The organism is Rhizobium sp. WYJ-E13, from assembly GCF_018987265.1.
Lineage (GTDB): Bacteria > Pseudomonadota > Alphaproteobacteria > Rhizobiales > Rhizobiaceae > Rhizobium.
In genome coordinates this window covers 1643434-1663014 of sequence record NZ_CP076853.1, presented here as the reverse complement: position 1 = coordinate 1663014, position 19581 = coordinate 1643434, and the positions used below count along the sequence as shown (strand labels likewise).

Below are 19581 nucleotides of genomic sequence, written 5' to 3'. Positions count from 1 at the left end.
CGCACATCCGTAACCCGCGCGCGTTGATATGAGCCGGGAAAGTTTGCTTGATCTGACCTCCGCCCGATGGTGTTGCACCTCTTCCAAAGCATCAGTTTTCCTGAAGCCTTTGATCAGCGTTTTGGATTTGACTGGGCGGCTGTACCAAGGTCACTCTCCGATCGCTTCAAGGGGATGAGGAAATGCGCGAAGATCATGTGGGTGGATGCCTGTGCGGCGCTGTGCGGTTTACAGCAAGCGAGAAGCCCGATGTCGTGGTCGGCTGCCATTGTTCGCAGTGCCGGCGGCAGACGGGGCTCTATTATGCTTCGGCCGACGTGCCGGTTTCAGCTGTCTCGATAACCGGCGAGGAAAACCTGCGCTGGTTTCAGTCGAGCGATGAGGTGAGGCGGGGGTTCTGCTCGCAATGCGGCTCGGCGCTGTTCTGGCAGCGGCTCGGCGGCCCTGCCATTTCCATCATGGCCGGGGCCTTCGATGAGCCGAGCGGCTTGAGCTTCGGCTATCATATCTTCTGCGCCGACAAGGGCGATTTCTATGAGATCACCGACGGCCTGTCGCAATATGCGGGACGCGCTTAAGGCTTTACGAAGCGGTAGGCGCTGTCCTTGCGTTCGGCATGACCAAAGCCCGGATAGGACCAGGCGCGCCGCAAGGGCGCGCCTTCCATCGTCTTCCGCAGGATAACTCAGCCCTTGATGAAGGCCAGCAGATCCGGGTTGATAACGTCCGGATGCGTGGTGCACATGCCGTGCGGGAAGCCAGGATAGGTTTTCAGCGTGCCGTTCTTCAGCAGCTTGGCCGAAAGCGGCGCGGAGTCTGCATAGGGGACGATCTGGTCGTCGTCGCCATGCATGACGAGAACAGGTACGGTGATCGTCTTGAGGTCTTCGGTGAAGTCGGTTTCCGAGAAGGCCTTGATGCAATCGTAATGGGCCTTGGCGCCGCCCATCATGCCCTGGCGCCACCAGTTTTCGATGACACCCTGGCTGACCTTGGCGCCCGGACGGTTGAAGCCGTAGAAGGGGCCGGTCGGGATATCCAGGAAGAATTGGGCGCGGTTGGCCACGAGCGCCGCACGGAAACCATCGAAGACTTCGAGCGGCAGGCCGCCGGGGTTCTTGTCCGACTTGACCATGACAGGCGGCACGGCGCCGATGATCACGGCCTTGGCGACCCGGCCTTCCTTGGCGCGGGCGACATAGTGGACGACTTCGCCGCCGCCGGTCGAGTGGCCGACATGGACGGCATTCTTGAGATCGAGCGCATCCGTCAGTGCGGCAACGTCGGCCGCATAGGTGTCCATCTCGTTGCCGTCGAAGGTCTGGCTGGAACGGCCGTGGCCGCGGCGGTCATGGGCGATGACGCGAAAGCCCTTATCGAGGAAGAACATCATCTGATTGTCCCAGTCGTCCGCGCTGAGTGGCCAGCCATGATGGAAGACGATCGGCTGGGCATCCTTCGGACCCCAATCCTTGTAGAAGATTTCAGTTCCGTCCGTGGTCTTGATGAAAGGCATGGTCTGGCTCCGATTTTCTGATGATACTGGATTGGTTGCGGCGAACGCGGCCTTTGCCGTGTGGCATCCGCCGTCAGTGCAATGCTGCGTTCAATTATATTGCCTCCCTGCGGGCTTCTCCGCGCCTTTTCGACGCGGAGAAGCTGGCTCAGTTCCGGCAGTGACGCGAGTTAACAGTCGTAAATTGATGCAAAGCAAGAATGACGGCAATGCGCCATAAGACGTACCAACCTCATGAAGACAGTATGTTATCCGCAAATTTTTTCTTTTCGAAGCCGCGGAAGCTGCCATGCGCCAGCGGAGCGAGCGTCACCGCCAGATAGGCGAGACCGGTCAGCAGCAGTGCGGCGGAAAGGCCCCAGCCATCGATCAACGCGCCGCCGGCAAGCCCGCCGAAGGGGATGAGCGCCCAGCAGAGCGCCGCATTGAGCGATGTGACGCGGCCCATCAGTGGCTTTGGTATGCGCTCGAAGAGCACCGCCGAGAGGATGGGATTGAGGAAGCCGGAAGCAAAACCGCCGACCGCGAGCGTTGCGAAGATGAGGGTGAGCGGCGATTCCACCGCGAAGACCAGAAAGCGCGGAAAGCCCGTCAGCAGGAAGGCGACCGTATAGACGAGAAGGCGCGGCATCCGCTCACCGATCATGGCGGCAATGGCCGCGCCGATGATCGACGCGCCGGAGAAGACGGCGAACAGGGTTCCGAGCAGAGCGGGGCCGTGGCCTGAATCTTGGGTCCAGACAGGAATCAGGACAGAGAAGAAAGCCTGATCGAGCAGATTGGTGGTCGCCACCATCAGCACGATCGCGACCAGCACCGCATCGCGACGCAGAAAGCGCCAGCCTTCCGCCAGCTCCCGGCCATAGGCGGCGATGCCGGTCGCTTCGGCTTTCGACGCACGCCGCAATACGGGGATTCCGGCCGCGACGGTTACGGCGGCGCCGGCGAAGGTAAGGGCGTTGACGGCAAGCGCCTGGCTCGGCCCGACAAGGGCAATGAGAGCACCGGCGCCTGCCGCCCCCGCGGTCGATGCCAGGCGCTCGATGGCGCCGACGACGCCGGTCACGCGCTCCAGCGGCACGGCGGCCAGTTCGGCGATGTCAGGAACCATGGATTGCTTGGCGGCATCCGATGGGCCGCGCAGCACGCCCATGGCGAAGACGATCGGCAGCAGGATCGGAATGGTAAGCAGGTCGAGGAGATGCAGGACCGGCACGAGGCCGACTGTTATCACCGAGGCGCTGTCGCAGACGACGGCGATGCGTTTGGGGCCGAGGCGGTCGATCAGGGGGCCGCCGAGCGCCTTGGCGACGACATAGGGCAGCATCTCCATCATGGCGACGAGGCCGGTCAGCACCGGGCTGCCGGTCGTGCTCAGCACCAGCCAGGGAATGGCGACGCCCGATAACCGCGTGCCTGAAATGGAGAGCGTTTCGGCAATGGCGAGCGCGATGAAGGGGCTGCGGCTCATGGCTCGCTCTCTTCGTCGCCGTGCGGCACGCGGCCCGGATAGGGGAAGGCGTGCAGCATGACCATGAAGGGCACGACATCGGGCGGCAGGGGCTCGCCAAGAGGCGGGGCCTCGCTCATCGCCTCCATGACGATATCGTTCAGGCGTTTCGTCAGCGCTTCGGCCTGTCCCGATGTCAGCGGAATGATGATGTCACTTGCGGTGCTGGCCTTGCGCCATTCGAGCGGCAGCTCGGCATATTCCTCGACCGCCTTCTGCATCTGGTCGACCTGCAGGGAAAGGATCGCCTGCGTGAAGGCGACATCCATGTCGAAAGCCGCGCCACCACTCTCGGCCGCCGGCACCGAGGTGACTTCGTGGCTTGCGCGCCACCAGCGATCGCGGCGGGATGGTCCCGGCGCATCCTCGATGAAACCGTACTGGGCGAGTTGGCGGAGATGATAGCTCGTCGCGCCGCTATTGAGGCCGAGGCGTGCCGCAAGCTGCGTCGCCGTGGCCGGGCCGTCGATCCGGAGCATGCCGAGAATGCGCAGGCGCACTGGATGGGCGAGCGCCTTGAGGGCGGTGACATCGGGGACGACGCGGCTGACGTTGCGGAATGTTGCTGACGTCGATGTAGGGGCAGGTGTTTTCATGGCGGCAGCTTAATTTACAAACACATCTTTGCAAAGACTTGTTTGTAAATATAAGAACCAGAATTGGCCCGCTATTTCAGATGCCTAAAGATTCCTGTTTTAACAGACTCAAGCTTGACCTCGCTCTGAAAGGAGGGCGTTCAGCCGGGAGACGTCCTCGCGCAACGCTGTCAGTTCCGTCAGCACCCGCATATCGATCTTCTGATGCAGCGACAGAACCTCCAGCTCGGCCTTCAGGTTCACCTCATAATCCTTGGCGGCTTCGAAACGGTCGCGCTCGGCCTGGCGGTTCTGCGACATCATGATGATCGGCGCCTGGATGGCGGCGAGCATGGAGAGGATGAGGTTCAGGAAGATGAAGGGGTAGGGATCGAAAGCGCGCGTCAGCAGGATGACCGTGTTGATGACCGTCCAGAAGAGGAGGAAGGCGAGAAAGGCCAGGATGAAGGACCAGGAGCCGCCCACGCGGGCGATGCCGTCGGCCAGCCGCTCGCCGAAAGAGGCTTCGGCGGAAAAGGCAGCGTTGACGTCGGTGGAGATGATCTTGCGCTCATGTGCCTTGGCCAGCACGCGCTTTTCGATGGCACCCAGCTCCTCGGCCGGTTTGCCGAAATGCAGGTGGACGAAATTTGGAAAGTTAGACATGGCATTGTCCCGGGAATGGATCGAATTGGCGCGCAGTATTCCGCCGTCGCCGCAAATTGCAATGCGTATCGGCGTCGCGCAAGGCAAACAGAGGATGGGGCTGCCCTTCATCAAATTTTTGCCGCAGATAGCTACGGCTTTTGAAGCGGCTTATTGCGGTGCACGCAGGGGCGGATTAAATGAATGACATGACACAGGAAAACGCTCTCTCCCATACGTTCAACATCGCCATCGCCCAGCTGAACCCCACGGTGGGCGATGTCGCCGGAAACCTTGCCAAGGTGCGCGAGGCGCGCGCCGATGCGGCGCGGCAGGGCGCGCATATCCTCATGATGACCGAGCTTTTCATCTCCGGTTACCCACCGGAAGACCTGGTGCTGAAGCCGGCCTTCATCCAGGCTTGCTGGAGGGCGGTGGAAAGCCTTGCGGCCGATACCGCAGATGGCGGGCCGGGTATCGTCATCGGTTTTCCGCGCCAGGACGAGACGGGGCGCTACAATTCCATCGCCGTGCTCGACGGCGGCAAGGTCATTGCCATCAGAGACAAGATCGACCTGCCGAATTACGGCGAATTCGACGAGAAGCGCGTCTTCGACCAGGGCGCCATGCCCGGACCGGTGAATTTCCGCGGCGTACGCATCGGCATTCCGATCTGCGAGGATATCTGGGGCGACCTCGGCGTCTGCGAGACGCTGGCCGAAAGCGGCGCGGAAATCCTGCTCGTGCCGAACGGCTCGCCTTACTATCGCGGCAAGGTCGATATCCGCCATCAGGTGGTGCTGAAGCAGGTCATCGAGACCGGCCTTCCCATGGTCTACGCCGCCCAGCTCGGCGGCCAGGACGAGCTCGTCTTCGACGGCGCAAGCTTTGCCTTCAATGCCGACAAGTCGCTCGCCTTCCAGCTCAGCCAGTTCGAAACGGCGCTTGCGGTGACTACCTGGAAACGCACCGAAAATGGCTGGCGCTGCGCCGAAGGGCCGATGGCGCGCATTCCGGAAAGCGAAGAGGCCGATTACCGCGCCTGCCTGCTCGGCTTCCGCGACTATGTGAACAAGAACGGCTTCAGGAATGTCGTGCTCGGCCTTTCTGGTGGCATCGATTCGGCGATCTGCGCTGCAATCGCCGTCGATGCGCTCGGTGCAGAGCGGGTGCGCACGGTCATGCTGCCGTACCACTATACCTCCGAGGACTCGCTGAAGGATGCGGCCGATTGCGCCAAGGCGCTTGGCTGCCGCTACGACATCGTGCCGATCGAGGCACCTGTAACGGGCTTTTCCTCGGCGCTCTCGAACCTCTTCGAGGGCACGAACAGCGGCATCACCGAGGAGAACCTGCAGAGCCGCGCGCGCGGCACGATCCTGATGGCGATCTCCAACAAGTTCGGCTCGATGGTCGTCACGACCGGCAACAAGTCGGAAATGTCGGTCGGTTACGCGACGCTCTATGGCGACATGAACGGCGGCTTCAATCCGATCAAGGACCTCTACAAGATGCAGGTCTATGCGTTGGCCCGCTGGCGCAACGGGAATGTGCCGCCGGATGCGCTCGGCCCCTCGGGCGTGGTCATTCCGCAGAGTATCATTGACAAGGCGCCCTCGGCCGAGCTTCGCCCTGACCAGAAAGACCAGGATTCGCTGCCGCCTTATCCTGTCCTCGACGACATTCTCGAATGCCTGGTCGAGCGGGAAATGGGGGTCGAGGAGATCGTGGCGCGCGGCCATGATGTCGAGACGGTACACCGCATCGAGCATCTGCTCTATCTCGCCGAATACAAGCGCCGCCAGTCGGCGCCCGGTGTGAAGATCACCAAGAAGAATTTTGGCCGCGACCGGCGCTACCCGATCACCAACCGGTTCCGGGATCGCTGAGACGCTTCAAAAATCTGGGAGGGATGAATGCGCAGCTCAGTTGAAATCTACAATGTGCGGCGGGGCGAAAGCCGTGTCATCTGGCAGACGGAAGCGCTGGTGGAGGCGCCGAATTTCTCGCGCGACGGCGCCTATCTGCTGATCAATGGCGACGGGCTGCTCTACCGGCTGCGGCTCGACGGCAGCGATCTTGTCGAGAAGGTCGATACCGGCTTTGCCGTCCATTGCAACAATGACCACGGCATTTCGCCCGATGGCGAAGAGATCGTCATTTCCGACAAGACCGAATTCGGCAAGTCGGCGATCTACATCCTGCCGATCGAGGGCGGCAAGCCGCGGCTGATCACCAGGAACCTGCCGTCCTACTGGCACGGCTGGTCGCCCGACGGCCGCGAGCTTGCCTATTGCGGCATCCGCAACGATGTCTTCGACATCTACACGATCTCGGTCGATGGCGGCGAGGAGAAGCGGCTGACGCATGGCGAGGGCCGCAATGACGGGCCGGACTGGTCGGCGGACGGGCAGTGGATCTATTTCAATTCCAGCCGTACCGGGCTGATGCAGATCTGGCGCATCCATCCCGATGGTACGGGTCTCCAGCAGGTGACATCGGATAATTACGGCAACTGGTTCGCCCATCCGTCGCCGAACAACGACAAGGTGCTGATCCTCTCCTACGACCCCGACGTCTTCGACCATCCGCGCGATCTCAACGTGCGCCTGCGCATGATGGACATGGATGGCGGCAACCTGACGACGCTGTTCGATCTCTTCGGCGGGCAGGGCACGATCAATGTGCCGAACTGGTCGCCGGATGGAGAGGAATTCGCCTATGTGCGGTATTTCCCGGTAAAATCTTAGGAGCGGCGCACCGCGATTGATGAGGGGGCGGTGGGCTTTGTATAAATGCGAAAGTCGCTATAACTGCCATGCGCTCACAACATCCGAATGGCCCGATGATCGACGACGGTTCTCCTAACAATTTCGTGCAGATGGCAGTATTGGTGGGATCCGCATTGGCCGCCACTGTTGGCCTGATATCATTTCTTGGTTTCGGGCTGTTGGGCCTCGTTGCATGGGCAGATTATTCCGATCGAGGCTGTTTTGAGGCTCCTGGCCAGCAATGCGACGATGCACGGTACATGATGATCTATCCAGCATTGTGTTCGATCATTGGGCTGATCGTCATGGTCGTTGCCGGCTGGTTTACCCTGAGACTATTTCGAAGGCTGCAACGAGCATTCGGCACCAGTTGATGACTGGGTGGTGGCTAGCCTTCTCATTGCAACGCGTTTGAGAGGTTGTACATTGCTGCGAGAGCACGTGAGCGATCGCCCTATCCGCGTCTCGGTCTAGGCCAGTGCCGGAACATGGTTCCGAAGATCCACACGACGATTGAAAAGGCAAACAAGAGAAGAAATAGCAGCTCAGGATACGCACCTTCGTCTAGAAAGTCTGGGTTCAGCCAAAGGTTTATATCTACTGCCCATGGCGACATCGAACCCAGATAGCCGAGCGCAACTCCGCTCACGCCAGACAGCATCATGAGCAATCCCAACGTTCGCATAGTGCTTCCTTCTAGACGCCGTCCGCGGAAGATTTCACATGGGCGAATATCAGGCAAGCTCCCTTATGAGGTTGGGGCGGTGGGGTCTTTGCAATGTGGGGAAATCGCTTACTCACCCTTGCGATGCCGGTGTCGTTTGCGATGATTTGAGAATTTGGGGGTGCGGGATACCCCACCGTCCTGTGAATGGGCGGCGGGGTTAGCCCGCCGCGCTGAATGCGACCACCTAAGCCGCGACGGCGGCCTTGCGGCGGTCGCGGACGGCCTTGGCGAGATCCTCGAGCACATCCACCGACATGTCCCAGCCGATACAGCCGTCAGTGATGGACTGGCCGTAAACCAGCGGCTTGCCGGGCACGAGGTCCTGGCGGCCGGCGACGAGGTTGCTCTCGATCATCATGCCCTTGATGTGGTGGTTGCCCGCGACGATCTGGCCGGCGACGTCTCGGACGACCTTCGGCTGGTTCATCGGGTCCTTGCCGCTGTTGGCGTGGCTGGCATCGATCAGCATGCGCGGGTCGACACTGAGCTTGGTCGCTTCGGCGATCACGGCCTGGACATCGGCCGCTTCATAGTTGGGCCGCTTGCCGCCGCGCAGGATGATGTGGCAGTCCTCGTTGCCGCGGGTGGAGGCAATCGCTGCCTGTCCGTCCTTGGTGACGGCCGGGAAATGGTGCGGCTGGGAAGCGGCCATGATCGCGTCGAGCGCGACACGCGCGCCGCCATCCGTGCCGTTCTTGAAGCCGATCGGGCAGGAGAGACCCGAGGCGAGCTGACGATGGATCTGGCTTTCGGTCGTGCGCGCGCCGATGGCGCCGTAGCTGACGAGATCGGCGATATATTGCGGCGTGATCGTGTCGAGGAATTCGCAGCCGGCCGGCAGGCCCATGGCGTTGATGTCGAGCAGCAGGCGGCGCGCAAGGCGCAGGCCTTCCTCGATACGGTAGGTGCCGTCGAGATGCGGGTCGTTGATCAGGCCTTTCCAGCCGATGGTGGTGCGGGGCTTTTCGAAATAGACGCGCATGACGATTTCGAGATCGCCGGACAGGCGTCGTCGCTGCTCAACGAGCCGGGACGCATATTCACGGGCGGCCGCCGGATCATGGATCGAGCAGGGGCCGATGATGACCAATTGGCGGTCGTCCTTGCCGGTGAGGATGTCGTGGATCGTGTCGCGCGTGCCGGTCACGGTCCTGGTAATCTCGCGGTCACGCGGGATTTCCGAGATGATATCGGCCGGCCTGGTCAGCGGGGTGATCTCGACGATGCGCAGATCATCAATAGTATCAGTCACGGTATGCTCTCCTGTTTGGTCATACCGTGCGGAACGAAAAAAGCCGCCAGGTAGACTAGCGGCTGTTCGGGTTGTCGTCGCGTTGGTTTTGGTTACGCGCAGACCCGCATCCGCTGGAAGCAGCGGTACGAATAAAATCGCGATGCGTAGACGGACGAGATCGACATGCAGGCTATGTAGCGATGCGGAAACCAATTGTCACGCAGAATTTTACAGGTGAGAGCCCCTTACCGGGCAGGGGCGGAGATGCAGTTCCGTTCCAGGCCTATTCGCCGAATTGACTTGCTGCCATGCCGTTTCCACGCCATAGATCGCCCGTCAGGTGCCCGCCGTCACAAGCGGGAGAATCGGGAATCCGGTGCAAGACCGGAACGTGCCCAACGCTGTAAGGCCGACGCTTGCCGCTCAATCACGCCACTGGCCTAAAGGCCGGGAAGGCTGCGGCCAAGTGGATGACGCCAAGTCAGAAGACCGGCCTGGCAAGATAGACCCAACCCGCGCGGACGGCGGGCGGTTGCGTTGTTGGGGATTTGACGATGCGACCCATTGACGATGCCGTTTGCCCGGCATCCAGCTTTTCTGCGGCCGAACGTGAGGCCGTCTATCATGCGATCACGACGCGGCGCGATGTGCGCAGCCAGTTCCTGCCCGATCCCCTGCCGGATGATCTCGTCACGCGATTGCTGATGGCGGCCCATCACGCGCCTTCGGTCGGTTTCATGCAGCCGTGGAATTTCATTCTGGTGAAAAGTGCCGAGGTGAGGGCGCAGGTGCGCGATGCCTTCGCGAAGGCGAATGAGGAAGCGGCCCTGATGTTTACCGCCGAGCGGCGGCAGGCCTATCGCTCGCTGAAGCTCGAAGGCATCGTCGAGGCGCCGCTCGGCATCTGCGTGACTTGTGATCCTACCCGCAGCGGCAGCGTGGTGCTGGGGCGCACGCATAATCCGCGCATGGACAGCTATTCCACCGTCTGCGCCATCCAAAACCTGTGGCTTGCGGCGCGAGCGGAAGGTGTCGGCATCGGCTGGGTCAGCATTTTTCGCGAGGGCGACCTGAAGGAAATCCTCGGCATCCCCGATCATATCGAGGTGGTGGCCTGGCTCTGCGCCGGCTTCGTCGACCGGCTCTATGAGGAGCCGGAACTGGCGGTCAAAGGCTGGCGGCAGCGCATGCCGCTGGAAGATCTCGTCTTCCATGACGGCTGGGGACGATCGGACCGTGAGCCGGTCACTACTGCTGTTGAGGTTGGGGGCCTGACATCGCCGGATTAGCGAGATCGATCTTGCCCTGATCGCCGGCAAGGAATTGCGGGCCGATCTGCCGGACCTTGCTGGCAGAGGGATCATAGGGGCGATCCGCCACCTGCGACTGGGGAGCGGGCGGGGTGCTGGCCGCCTTCGGCGCTTCCGTCTGGATCGTGGTGATCGAGCCCTTCGGCTCGGGCGCCGGCGCATAGGCGGCCTGGCTCTTTCGCATCTGCTCGTAATAGGCAGACAGATTGCAGGAGCAGGCGGATTTTTCGCCAGGTGCACGGGTCTTGTAGGCGAAGGCGTTCTTCATCGCGCTGTAGGGCGCTCCGGTTGCCGTCGAAATCATGTTCGAGGTCTCGGTACTGGAAACGTCGCGATAGAAGAGTTCCGTCTCGACGCCAGGGCACATCTTCGAGCAGGTCGCGGCATCACGGTCGAAATCGACCGAGGTGGCATTGTTGCTGATCGGGAAGAAGCCGCCATCGCAGGTGCGCACGCAGATGGTGCTGACGGGCGAGAGCATTTCGGCGCGCGGCAGGCCATAGCGCTCGCCGCCGCCGAGCGGGATGAACGTGTCGCTGCGCATGGCCTGCTCTTCGATGCTCGGAGCCGGCGCGTAGGCGTCGCCTGCGGCAGGCCCGCTGAAACTGTCGCTGTTGCAGTCATTGTCTTCGAGCGCGGCCATCAGTTCCGCGCGGGCCGCATCGGGGCCGGACTGGCGCAACTCGTTGCGGCGATCCTGAAGGAAGCGGATATTGTCGACCATCCTGGCTTCAGCATGCTCGAGCTCGGCGCAGAAGCCGGCATTGTCGCCGCCAACGACGACCATGCTGCCGGAGGTACAGCCATACCGGCGCAGATCGCTGCGCACCTTGCGCAATTCGAGATTCTGTTCGGCAAGCGCGCCGGCATATTGGCGCATCTCGCTGCTGCTGTTGCCGAAGGTTTGCGGCAGGTCGGCAAGGCGCCCGCGCAGATCCTCACAGATCGCATTGGTCTGCGCCGCCGCAGGAGCCGCGAATGCCAGAAAGAAAACGAGATACAGGTTTCGGCGTTTCACGACGTCGTTCCGAAAAGAGAAAGGCATCTATCAGCGAGTTGCGACTTCAACCCACCGCGCGTTGTCTTAACGTGTTTCCCTTAATAAGCTCGCAGTAATTCCTAGCGTATTTTTGCGATCTTATCCAGCAAGCCAGATACTTCCACTTTCCTGTCTCCTGCAATCACGCGGGAGACCGTTGATATCCAGACAGTTGATATGACAGATATTTTCGACGAATCCCACGCTCGCGAAACGTCCGCAGAAATACCGCACACCCGGCGGGGCCTTCACGTTTTCGTAGACGGTTGTTTTGAACCCGGCGCAAGGCATGGGGGATGGGCCTTCGTCGCCTATCGCGATGGCGTCGAGATCGCCTCCGGCTTTGGCGGTGCAAAGGATTCCTCCAATAACGCGATGGAAGTGACGGCCGTGCTTGAGGCGGCAATCTGGATCAACGGCTCAGCAGCTGATGTAGCGGCAGTCATCTGGTCCGATTCCGCCTATGCCGTCGAAGGCTGCAACAGCTGGCGTCCGATCTGGAGAAACAATGGCTGGAAGAAAAGCAACCCGACCGGCAAGGCCAGAAACCGAGCGATATCAGATGCGAAAATCTGGAAAGCCATCGATATCCAGCTATCCGAGAATTCCCTGATAAGCATTGCCTGGTGCAAGGGCCATTCCGGCGCCGATGGTAACGAACGGGCCGATGCGCTGGCAGATCAGGGACGCCGATCGATACGGCGTGCCTGATTATCCGGATGCTGACGCGCGACCGGCTAAAGCGTGTCGCGATCTTTCAGATTCGCTTGCCACGCTTTAAGTCTTTGTTTTACGCATGTCGTTACCGCAAAACCGCTGCACACTTTTGCGCGACATGCTTTAAGCTGGCTGCGATGCCTCGACGACAGCGAGCGCCGCCATATTGACCACGCCGCGCGAGGTGACCGACGGCGCCAGGATATGCGCCGGCATCGCCGTGCCGAGCAGGATCGGGCCGACATGCAGGCCGTCCGTCATCGACTTGACGACGCCGAGCGTGATGTTGGCGGCATCGAGGTTCGGGAAGATCAGCAGGTTGGCTTCGTCATTCAGCGTGGTGTGCGGCATGACGCGGCGGCGCAGTTCCTCGGAGATGGCGCTTTCGCCATGCATTTCGCCATCGACTTCGAGGTCGGGTGCCGCCTCGCGCACGAGCTGCAGCGCATTGCGCATCTTGGTGGCGCTTTCGGATTCGCGCGAGCCGAAATTCGAATGCGAGACGAGGGCGGCGCGCGGGGTGATGCCGAAGCGCTTGATCTCTTCGGCAGCGAGAACCGTTGCCTCGGCGATGTCTTCTGCCGTCGGATTTAAGGTCACATAGGTGTCGGCGAAAAACGTCGCGCCGCGCTGCGAGATCATCAGGCTGAGAGCCGAGAAATCGCGCACGTTCGGGCGCTTGCCGATGATCTGGCGCACATCGCGCAGGTGCTTCTCGTAACGGCCTTCGAGGCCGCAGATCAGCGCGTCAGCTTCGCCGCGCTTCAGCGCCAGCGCGCCGATGACGGTCGTGTTGGTGCGTACGATGGTGCGGGCCGCTTCCGGGATGACGCCGCGGCGTCCAACCAACTGCAGATAGAGATCGACATATTCGCGGAAGCGCGGATCGTCCTCGGGGTTGATCACGTCGAAATCCTGTAACGGGCGAATGCGAAGGCCGTAACGCTTCAGGCGCGTTTCGATGACCTGCGGACGGCCGATGATGATCGGCTCGGCGATGCCTTCTTCGAGCAGCACCTGGGCGGCCCGCAGCACGCGCTCGTCTTCGCCTTCGGAGAAGATGACGCGCTTGCGCTCTGCTACCTTGGCGGCCGTGAAGATCGGCTTCATGATGAAGCCGGAGCGGAAGACGAAGCGGTTCAGCTGGTCGAGATAAGCGTCGAAATCGGCGATCGGACGACGCGCGACACCGCTTTCGGCAGCAGCCTTGGCGACTTCAGGGGCGATGCGCAGGATGAGGCGCGGATCGAAGGGCGAGGGGATGAGATAATCAGGACCGAAAACCGGGGTTTCGCCTGAATAGGCACGCGCGGCAACGTCCGAAGGCTCTTCGCGGGCGAGGGCCGCGATGGCGCGCACAGCGGCCATCTTCATTTCCTCGTTGATCGTCTCAGCGCCGCAGTCCAGCGCGCCCCTGAAAATATAGGGAAAGCAGAGAACGTTGTTGACCTGGTTCGGGAAGTCGGAGCGACCCGTGCAGATCATCGCGTCCGGGCGGGCGGCGCGGGCGAGATCCGGCATGATCTCGGGCGTCGGGTTGGCAAGCGCCATGATCAGTGGCTTGTCGGCCATCTGCGCCAGCAGTTCCGGCTTCAGCACGCCGGCGGCCGAGAGACCGAGGAAGACATCGGCGCCGCCGATATTCTCGGCGAGCGTGCGCGTGTCGCTCTTCTGGGCGTAGATGGCCTTCCACTCGTCCATCAGTTCGACGCGGCCTTCATAGACGAGGCCTTCGAGATCGTGGACCCAGATGTTTTCGCGTTTGGCGCCAAGCGTCACGAGCAGGTTGAGACAGGCAAGGGCGGCAGCACCGGCGCCTGACGCAACGATCTTGACCTCGTCGATCTTCTTGCCGGCCAGTTCCAGGCCGTTGAGGATGGCGGCGGCGACGATGATCGCGGTGCCGTGCTGGTCGTCGTGGAAGACCGGGATCTTCATCTTCTCGCGCAGCTGCTTCTCGATCCGGAAGCACTCCGGCGCCTTGATGTCCTCGAGGTTGATGCCACCGAAGGTCGGCTCCAGCGAGGCGACGGTCGAAACCATCTGCTCGACGTCCGTTGCATCCACTTCGATATCGAAAACGTCGATGTTGGCGAATTTCTTGAAGAGGACGGCCTTGCCTTCCATGACCGGCTTGGAAGCGAGCGGACCGATATTGCCGAGGCCGAGCACGGCGGTGCCGTTGGAGATCACGGCAACGAGGTTAGCGCGCGACGTATAGTCGGCCGCAGTTTCAGGATTGTCACGGATGGCGAGGCAGGGGGCGGCGACACCAGGAGAATAGGCGAGCGCCAGGTCGCGCTGGTTGCCGAGCGGCTTGGTCGCCTGGATTTCCAGCTTGCCGGGGCGCGGATAGCGGTGGAAGAAAAGCGCCTGGTCGTCGAGGCTGCCGCCCGTCAAATTCTTTTCCGTTTTGGATTTTTCCTGGTGATCCATCGCCGCCTCCAGCGTTGTTCGAAGTCTTTTGAGGACTTCTCCATACATCAATCGGATACGGGCGACAGTATGGAAATGCGGCGTGGAGAAAGTTTTCGTGCGGGGGGCGGGGGCGGCGGCCCTTGGTGCCGAGCGGTTGCCACCAGCTAATCCTTTTGGGGAAACTTGTCTGGCGAGGGCGGCAAGCGCAGAATGCCCTGCGCGACGGTGCGGGGCGCCGTTCGCATGGAGGAAATCATGGACAACTTGAACCTCACGACCTTGCAAAGGGGTCAGACGATGGTCAATGACGTGGCCATCGATGCATTTGCCGCCGGATTTCGCGGCACTCTCCTGACCAGCAAGGATATGAATTACAACGAGGCGCGGGCGATCTGGAATGCGATGATCGACCGGCGGCCCGGGCTCATCGCGCGCTGCGCGGGCGCTGCTGATGTCGTTCGGGCGGTGCGGTTCGCGCGCGACAACAATCTTCTCCTTTCGGTGCGCGGCGGCGGGCACGGCATTGCCGGCAACGCCGTCTGCGACGGCGGCGTCGTCATCGACCTGTCAGCGATGAAATCGGTGCGGGTCGATCCGCAGACGCGGCGTGCCAGGATCGAGCCGGGCGCAACGCTTGCCGATGTCGACAAGGAAACGCTGGCCTTCGGGCTGGTGCTGCCGACCGGCATCAATTCCACGACAGGCATCGCCGGCCTGACGCTCGGCGGCGGCTTCGGCTGGCTGACCCGCAAATTCGGACTGACCCTCGACAATCTGCTCTCGGTCGACATGGTGACGGCGGATGGCGAACTGGTCAAGGCGAGCGAGACGGATAAGCCCGATCTCTTCTGGGCGCTGCGCGGCGGCGGCGGAAATTTCGGCGTCGTGACCTCCTTCGAGTTCAAGCTCAACCCGCTCGACACCGAGGTTCTCGCCGGGCTCGTCGTGCATCCCTTCGCCGATGCGGAAAAGGTGCTGAAGGAATACCGGCAGGCGCTGGAGGCGGCGCCCGACGAACTGACCTGCTGGGTGGTGATGCGCCAGGCGCCGCCGCTGCCCTTCCTGCCGGCCGAATGGCATGGCAAGGAGATCGTAGTACTGGCGATGTGCTATTGCGGAGATGTCGCGGCGGGTGAAAAGGCCGCGGCCAGGTTGCGCGCTATCGGAAAGCCGATTGCCGATATCGTCGGCCCGATGCCGTTCACCGGCTGGCAGCAGGCCTTCGATCCGCTGCTCACACCAGGTGCGCGCAATTACTGGAAGAGCCAGGATTTCGCGTCTCTGTCCGATGCGGCGATCGAGGTGCTGCTCAAGGCGGTGCGCAGGCTGCCCGGCCCGGAATGCGAGATCTTCATTGGCCATGTCGGGGGTGCCGCCGGTCGCGTGGCCAACGAGGCCACCGCGTTTCCGCAGCGCAGCTCGCATTTCGTCATGAACGTGCATGCCCGCTGGCGGGAAACCGGGATGGATGGAAGCTGCGTCGGCTGGGCGCGCGAGCTTTTCGAGGCCACCAAGCCGCATGCTGTCGGAACCGCCTATATCAACTTCATGCCTGACGACGAAACCGACCGGGTCGAAGCCGCCTATGGTACCAACTACGCCCGCCTTGCTGAGATCAAGCGGCGTTACGATCCGAACAATCTGTTCCGGATGAACCAGAACGTGAAACCGATGGCGACGGTGCGGACTGCCTGAGGATTGATGTTTTAGGGAAGGAGTTTCGCGCCAGCGCCGGAATGTGAAGGTGTTGGCGTGACGTCGGTCACCCAGCGCCCCACGTCCAGCCTGTATGAACAGGTTGCAGGGCTTTCCCACAGCCTTGTCATCTTCCTGAAACACGAGTCTGATTTTGGAAGACCAGACGAAGAACGATGGGACACGAGCGGAAAGGCTTGTGACAGACATGATGGAACCCCGGCGCTTCCGCACCCTCTTCATTTCCGATTTGCATCTCGGCTCCAAGGCGGCCAAGGCAGATTTCCTGCTGGATTTCCTGCGCTACCACGAAGCCGATACGATCTATCTCGTCGGCGATATCGTCGACGGCTGGCGCCTGAAGCGCAGCTGGTACTGGCCGCAGGTCTGCAACGACGTGGTTCAGAAGCTCTTGCGCAAGGCGCGCAAGGGTACGCGCGTCGTCTATATTCCCGGCAATCACGACGAATTCCTGCGCGCTTTTCCGGGCACGCATTTCGGCGGCATCGAAGTTGTCGACCGCATCATCCATGACGGCGCGGACGGCAAGAAATACCTGATCCTGCATGGGGACGAATTCGACGTCGTCGTGCGCAATGCTCGCCTGCTCGCCTATCTCGGCGACTGGGCCTATGACACGGCCATCCGCATCAATATCGTTCTCGCCGCCGTGCGCCGGCGCCTCGGCATGCCCTACTGGTCGTTTTCGGCCTGGGCAAAGCTGCAGGTCAAACATGCCGTCAATTTCATCGGCGAGTTCCAGCGCGTGGTTGCCGAGGAAGCCCGCAAGAACGGCGCCGATGGCGTCATCTGCGGCCATATCCATCACGCCGTGATCGAGGATATGGACGGCATCCGCTACATCAATACCGGCGACTGGGTCGAAAGCTGCACGGCGATCGTCGAGCATGAGGACGGCAGATTCGAACTCATCACCTGGCGTGCGCTGACCAGCAACGTGCCGGCGCTGACCTCTCTCGAATTGCTGGAAGAGGGCGATCTCGCCCCGCAGGCTGCCTGAATAATGTGTGCGTACAGCACCGGCCTGGCCGGTGCATCATGAATTTAGCCGTTGCCGTCAGGCGACAGGCCCCATTTATTTTTTAAATCGTTTCGACTTACCTCCGAAACGTTACAATTCGGCTATTTCTCGCCATAGTCGTGTTTGATTGGATGTGTTAGGCAACGCAGAGTTTCCTTCAGGTCCATCATGATTCCCGCACAAAATCCCTCGACGGGTGAGGGAGCGCCGCCGCGCTTCCGGCTGCTCAGCGCGCTTTGCTACAGCGCGCCGCTGCTGGTCAACGGTATCGTCCTGCCCTTCTTCCCCGTCTGGCTTTCGACTCACCAGTTCAACGATCATCAGATCGGCACCATCCTCGCCGTGCCGATGGTGGTGCGCGTTCTCGTCGCGCCGATCGTGGCGGTCTTTGCCGACCGCATGCAGGAGCGGGCGCATGTGCTTTTGTGGTCGGGCATCCTGTCGCTCCTGACGGCGATCGCGCTCTACTGGACGAGCAATTTCTGGCCGGTGCTGATCGTCTTTGCGCTGCAGGGCGCGACCTTCGCGCCCTATGTGCCGGTCGTCGAATCGATCGTGATTTCGGGTGTGCGCCGCTGGGGGCTCGATTATGGTTCCATGCGCGTCTGGGGCTCGATCGCTTTCATCATTTCAACGCTCGTGGGCGGTGAGCTGGTCGGGCGCTGGGGTGGCGAAATGGTGCTGCCCGTGATGATCTTCGGCTTCGTGTTGACCATCACCATGGCGATATTCTGTCCGCGCATCGGGCCGACGCGGCGGCGCGGTCAGCCGATCAATCTTCCGGCGACGACGGGCAGCGGGCTTCGCGAGCCGCATCTGCTCCTGTTGCTGCTCGGCGTTTCAATCCAGCAGGCGAGCCATGCGCTACTCAACGCCTTTTCCTCGATCTACTGGCACCAACTCGGCTTCTCCGGGACGGAGGTCGGCATCCTCTGGAGCGCCGGGGTTGCCTCCGAGGTAACGGTGTTCTTCCTGTCACGGCGCCTCAACCGCCGCTTCAATGCCTGGACGCTGATCCGTTTCGGTTGTGCCGTCAGCGTCTGCCGCTGGGTGTTCTTCCCGACAGAGACGAGTTTCATCGGCTTCTTCGCGCTGCAGTGCCTGCACGGCTTTACTTATGCCTTCGTGCATACGGGCGTGCAGCGGCGCATCGTTGCCACCGTGCAGGAAACGCAGGAAGCCTCGGCTCAGGGCGCCTATTTCTTCTATATCGGCATGGCTTCAGGCCTGATGACCATCGCGTCAGGCTATATCTACTCGGCGCTCGGGCTGAACAGCTATTACGTCATGGCCTGTGTCGCCGCCTTCGGGCTCGCCGTCGTCATCATCGCCTATTACCTTCAGCCCCAGAGGCTGGCTTCGGGCGGGAATACGAGAGAGCCGGCATAATTCAGGCCGGGTTCGCGGTCGCGGGCAAGCAGCAGCGGGCCGTCGAGATCGACGAAATCGGCGTCCTGCGCCAGCAATACGGCCGGCGCCATGGCAAGCGAGGTGCCGACCATGCAGCCGATCATGATCGAAAAGCCCAACCGCTGCCCCTCGGCCTTCATTTCCAGCGCCTCCGTCAGGCCGCCCGTCTTGTCGAGCTTGATGTTGACAGCGTCATAGCGGTCGGCAAGGCTTGCGAGATCGCCGGTATGATGGACGCTCTCATCGGCACAGACGAGAACATGGCGGGCGATCTCCGCCAGCATGTCGTCGCGGCCGGCCGGCAGCGGCTGTTCCACGAGGGCGATATTGGCTTCGGCAGCGATGCGCAGGTGGTGTTCCAACCTGTCTTCCGGCCAGCCTTCATTGGCATCGAGAATGATGGCGGCATCGGGGGCCGCCGCGCGCACGGCACGGATGCGGCTTTCGTCATCGCCGGTGCCGACCTTGACCTTGAGGAGGGGGCGTTGCGCATGTTCGCGCGCCTGCGCTGCCATCACATCGGGCTCGCCGAGCGAGATCGTATAGGCCGTGGTCAGCGGTTTCAGCTTGCGCAGATCAAGGCGGGAGGCGACGCTCTTGCCCGAGAGCTTGGCTTCCAGATCCCAGAGCGCGCAATCGACGGCGTTGCGGGCAGCGCCCGGCGGCATGGCATGCAGCAGTTCTTCGCGCGAAATGCCTTCCTCGATCAGCGGGCGAGCCGATTCGATCTGCGCCAAGACGCTTTCCATTGTCTCGCCGTAGCGACGATAGGGCACACATTCGCCGAGCCCCCTGGCCCCCGATTCCGTCAACGTGCAGGTGATCACGTCCGCAGAGGTTTTTTTCCCTCTGGAAATGGTGAAAGAGCCCGCAATCGGGAATGAATTCATCTGGATATCAAGATGGCGCGGCATATTTGCTCTCCTGCGAGCATGGAAATTGCGCGTTGCTTCTGTATATTAACGCGCCGGG

The 19581-nt window shown here is 61.6% G+C and carries 18 protein-coding genes and 1 riboswitch; of the genes, 10 read left to right on the top strand and 8 right to left on the bottom strand.

The window, feature by feature from the left end; all coding sequences use genetic code 11:
• Window positions 1-182: 182 nt before the first annotated feature.
• Window positions 183-578: a GFA family protein gene (locus KQ933_RS08335; protein WP_216758324.1), complete on the top strand. Its 396-nt coding sequence runs from the start codon at window positions 183-185 to the stop codon at window positions 576-578.
• A gap of 107 nt (window positions 579-685) precedes the next feature.
• Here KQ933_RS08335 and KQ933_RS08330 read toward each other — a convergent pair whose 3' ends face one another.
• The 4 genes from KQ933_RS08330 to KQ933_RS08315 all read right to left on the bottom strand — a co-directional run bounded on the left by KQ933_RS08330 (window position 686) and on the right by KQ933_RS08315 (window position 4267).
• On the bottom strand, window positions 686-1516 hold the full coding sequence (locus tag KQ933_RS08330) for an alpha/beta fold hydrolase (RefSeq protein ID WP_216758322.1): 831 nt from the start codon (window positions 1514-1516) through the stop codon (window positions 686-688).
• 232 nt (window positions 1517-1748) lie between these two features.
• Window positions 1749-2987 carry an MFS transporter gene (locus KQ933_RS08325; RefSeq protein ID WP_216758321.1) on the bottom strand — a complete coding sequence of 413 codons (1239 nt, stop codon included), beginning with the start codon at window positions 2985-2987 and terminating at the stop codon, window positions 1749-1751.
• Window positions 2984-3622, bottom strand: a complete 639-nt coding sequence (locus KQ933_RS08320; RefSeq protein WP_216758319.1) for a helix-turn-helix transcriptional regulator — start codon at window positions 3620-3622, stop codon at window positions 2984-2986. Before KQ933_RS08320 ends, KQ933_RS08325 begins: the two co-directional genes overlap by 4 nt.
• Window positions 3623-3730: 108 nt before the next feature.
• A complete protein-coding gene (locus KQ933_RS08315) occupies window positions 3731-4267 on the bottom strand; it encodes a DUF1003 domain-containing protein (protein ID WP_216758317.1) in 537 nt (178 codons plus the stop codon).
• On the opposite strand from KQ933_RS08315, the gene KQ933_RS08310 reads away from it, so the two are divergent.
• The 4 genes from KQ933_RS08310 to KQ933_RS08295 all read left to right on the top strand — a co-directional run bounded on the left by KQ933_RS08310 (window position 4266) and on the right by KQ933_RS08295 (window position 7391).
• Window positions 4266-4454 carry a hypothetical protein gene (locus KQ933_RS08310; RefSeq protein WP_216758315.1) on the top strand — a complete coding sequence of 63 codons (189 nt, stop codon included), beginning with the start codon at window positions 4266-4268 and terminating at the stop codon, window positions 4452-4454. The two genes, KQ933_RS08315 and KQ933_RS08310, sit on opposite strands and share 2 nt — an antisense overlap.
• A gap of 1 nt (window position 4455) precedes the next feature.
• Window positions 4456-6135, top strand: a complete 1680-nt coding sequence (locus KQ933_RS08305; RefSeq protein ID WP_216758841.1) for an NAD+ synthase — start codon at window positions 4456-4458, stop codon at window positions 6133-6135.
• Between the two features lie 27 nt (window positions 6136-6162).
• The gene (locus tag KQ933_RS08300) at window positions 6163-6996 is read left to right on the top strand and encodes a hypothetical protein (protein WP_216758314.1); all 834 of its coding nucleotides are present in this window, start codon (window positions 6163-6165) and stop codon (window positions 6994-6996) included.
• 95 nt (window positions 6997-7091) lie between these two features.
• The gene (locus KQ933_RS08295; protein ID WP_216758312.1) at window positions 7092-7391 is read left to right on the top strand and encodes a hypothetical protein; all 300 of its coding nucleotides are present in this window, start codon (window positions 7092-7094) and stop codon (window positions 7389-7391) included.
• Between the two features lie 537 nt (window positions 7392-7928).
• Here KQ933_RS08295 and KQ933_RS08290 read toward each other — a convergent pair.
• Window positions 7929-8996, bottom strand: coding sequence for a 3-deoxy-7-phosphoheptulonate synthase (locus KQ933_RS08290; RefSeq protein ID WP_216758310.1), 1068 nt, complete (start codon window positions 8994-8996; stop codon window positions 7929-7931).
• A 303-nt stretch (window positions 8997-9299) separates the two neighbouring features.
• A riboswitch (cobalamin riboswitch) is annotated at window positions 9300-9491 on the top strand.
• 41 nt (window positions 9492-9532) lie between these two features.
• On the opposite strand from KQ933_RS08290, the gene bluB reads away from it, so the two are divergent.
• Complete coding sequence (bluB, locus tag KQ933_RS08285) at window positions 9533-10267, top strand: 5,6-dimethylbenzimidazole synthase (RefSeq protein WP_216758309.1); 735 nt, start codon at window positions 9533-9535, stop codon at window positions 10265-10267.
• Here bluB and KQ933_RS08280 read toward each other — a convergent pair.
• Window positions 10227-11306 (bottom strand): DUF2865 domain-containing protein, encoded by a 1080-nt coding sequence (locus KQ933_RS08280; protein ID WP_216758307.1) that lies wholly within the window; start codon window positions 11304-11306, stop codon window positions 10227-10229. The two genes, bluB and KQ933_RS08280, sit on opposite strands and share 41 nt — an antisense overlap.
• 198 nt (window positions 11307-11504) lie before the next feature.
• On the opposite strand from KQ933_RS08280, the gene KQ933_RS08275 reads away from it, so the two are divergent.
• Complete coding sequence (locus tag KQ933_RS08275; protein WP_216758305.1) at window positions 11505-12038, top strand: ribonuclease H; 534 nt, start codon at window positions 11505-11507, stop codon at window positions 12036-12038.
• Window positions 12039-12167: 129 nt separating this feature from the next.
• On the opposite strand, the gene KQ933_RS08270 is transcribed toward KQ933_RS08275, so the two are convergent.
• A complete protein-coding gene (locus KQ933_RS08270; protein WP_216758304.1) occupies window positions 12168-14480 on the bottom strand; it encodes an NADP-dependent malic enzyme in 2313 nt (770 codons plus the stop codon).
• Window positions 14481-14717: 237 nt separating this feature from the next.
• Between KQ933_RS08270 and KQ933_RS08265 the strand changes: the two genes are divergently transcribed.
• The 3 genes from KQ933_RS08265 (at window position 14718) to KQ933_RS08255 (ending at window position 18588) form a co-directional block, all read left to right on the top strand.
• A complete protein-coding gene (locus KQ933_RS08265; RefSeq protein WP_216758302.1) occupies window positions 14718-16157 on the top strand; it encodes an FAD-binding oxidoreductase in 1440 nt (479 codons plus the stop codon).
• A 208-nt stretch (window positions 16158-16365) separates the two neighbouring features.
• Window positions 16366-17178: a UDP-2,3-diacylglucosamine diphosphatase gene (locus KQ933_RS08260; RefSeq protein ID WP_216758840.1), complete on the top strand. Its 813-nt coding sequence runs from the start codon at window positions 16366-16368 to the stop codon at window positions 17176-17178.
• A 189-nt stretch (window positions 17179-17367) separates the two neighbouring features.
• Window positions 17368-18588, top strand: a complete 1221-nt coding sequence (locus KQ933_RS08255; protein WP_216758300.1) for an MFS transporter — start codon at window positions 17368-17370, stop codon at window positions 18586-18588.
• On the opposite strand, the gene dgcA is transcribed toward KQ933_RS08255, so the two are convergent.
• Entirely contained in the window at window positions 18540-19523 is a 984-nt protein-coding gene (dgcA, locus tag KQ933_RS08250) for an N-acetyl-D-Glu racemase DgcA (RefSeq protein ID WP_216758298.1), read from the bottom strand. The two genes, KQ933_RS08255 and dgcA, sit on opposite strands and share 49 nt — an antisense overlap.
• Window positions 19524-19581: the final 58 nt, after the last annotated feature.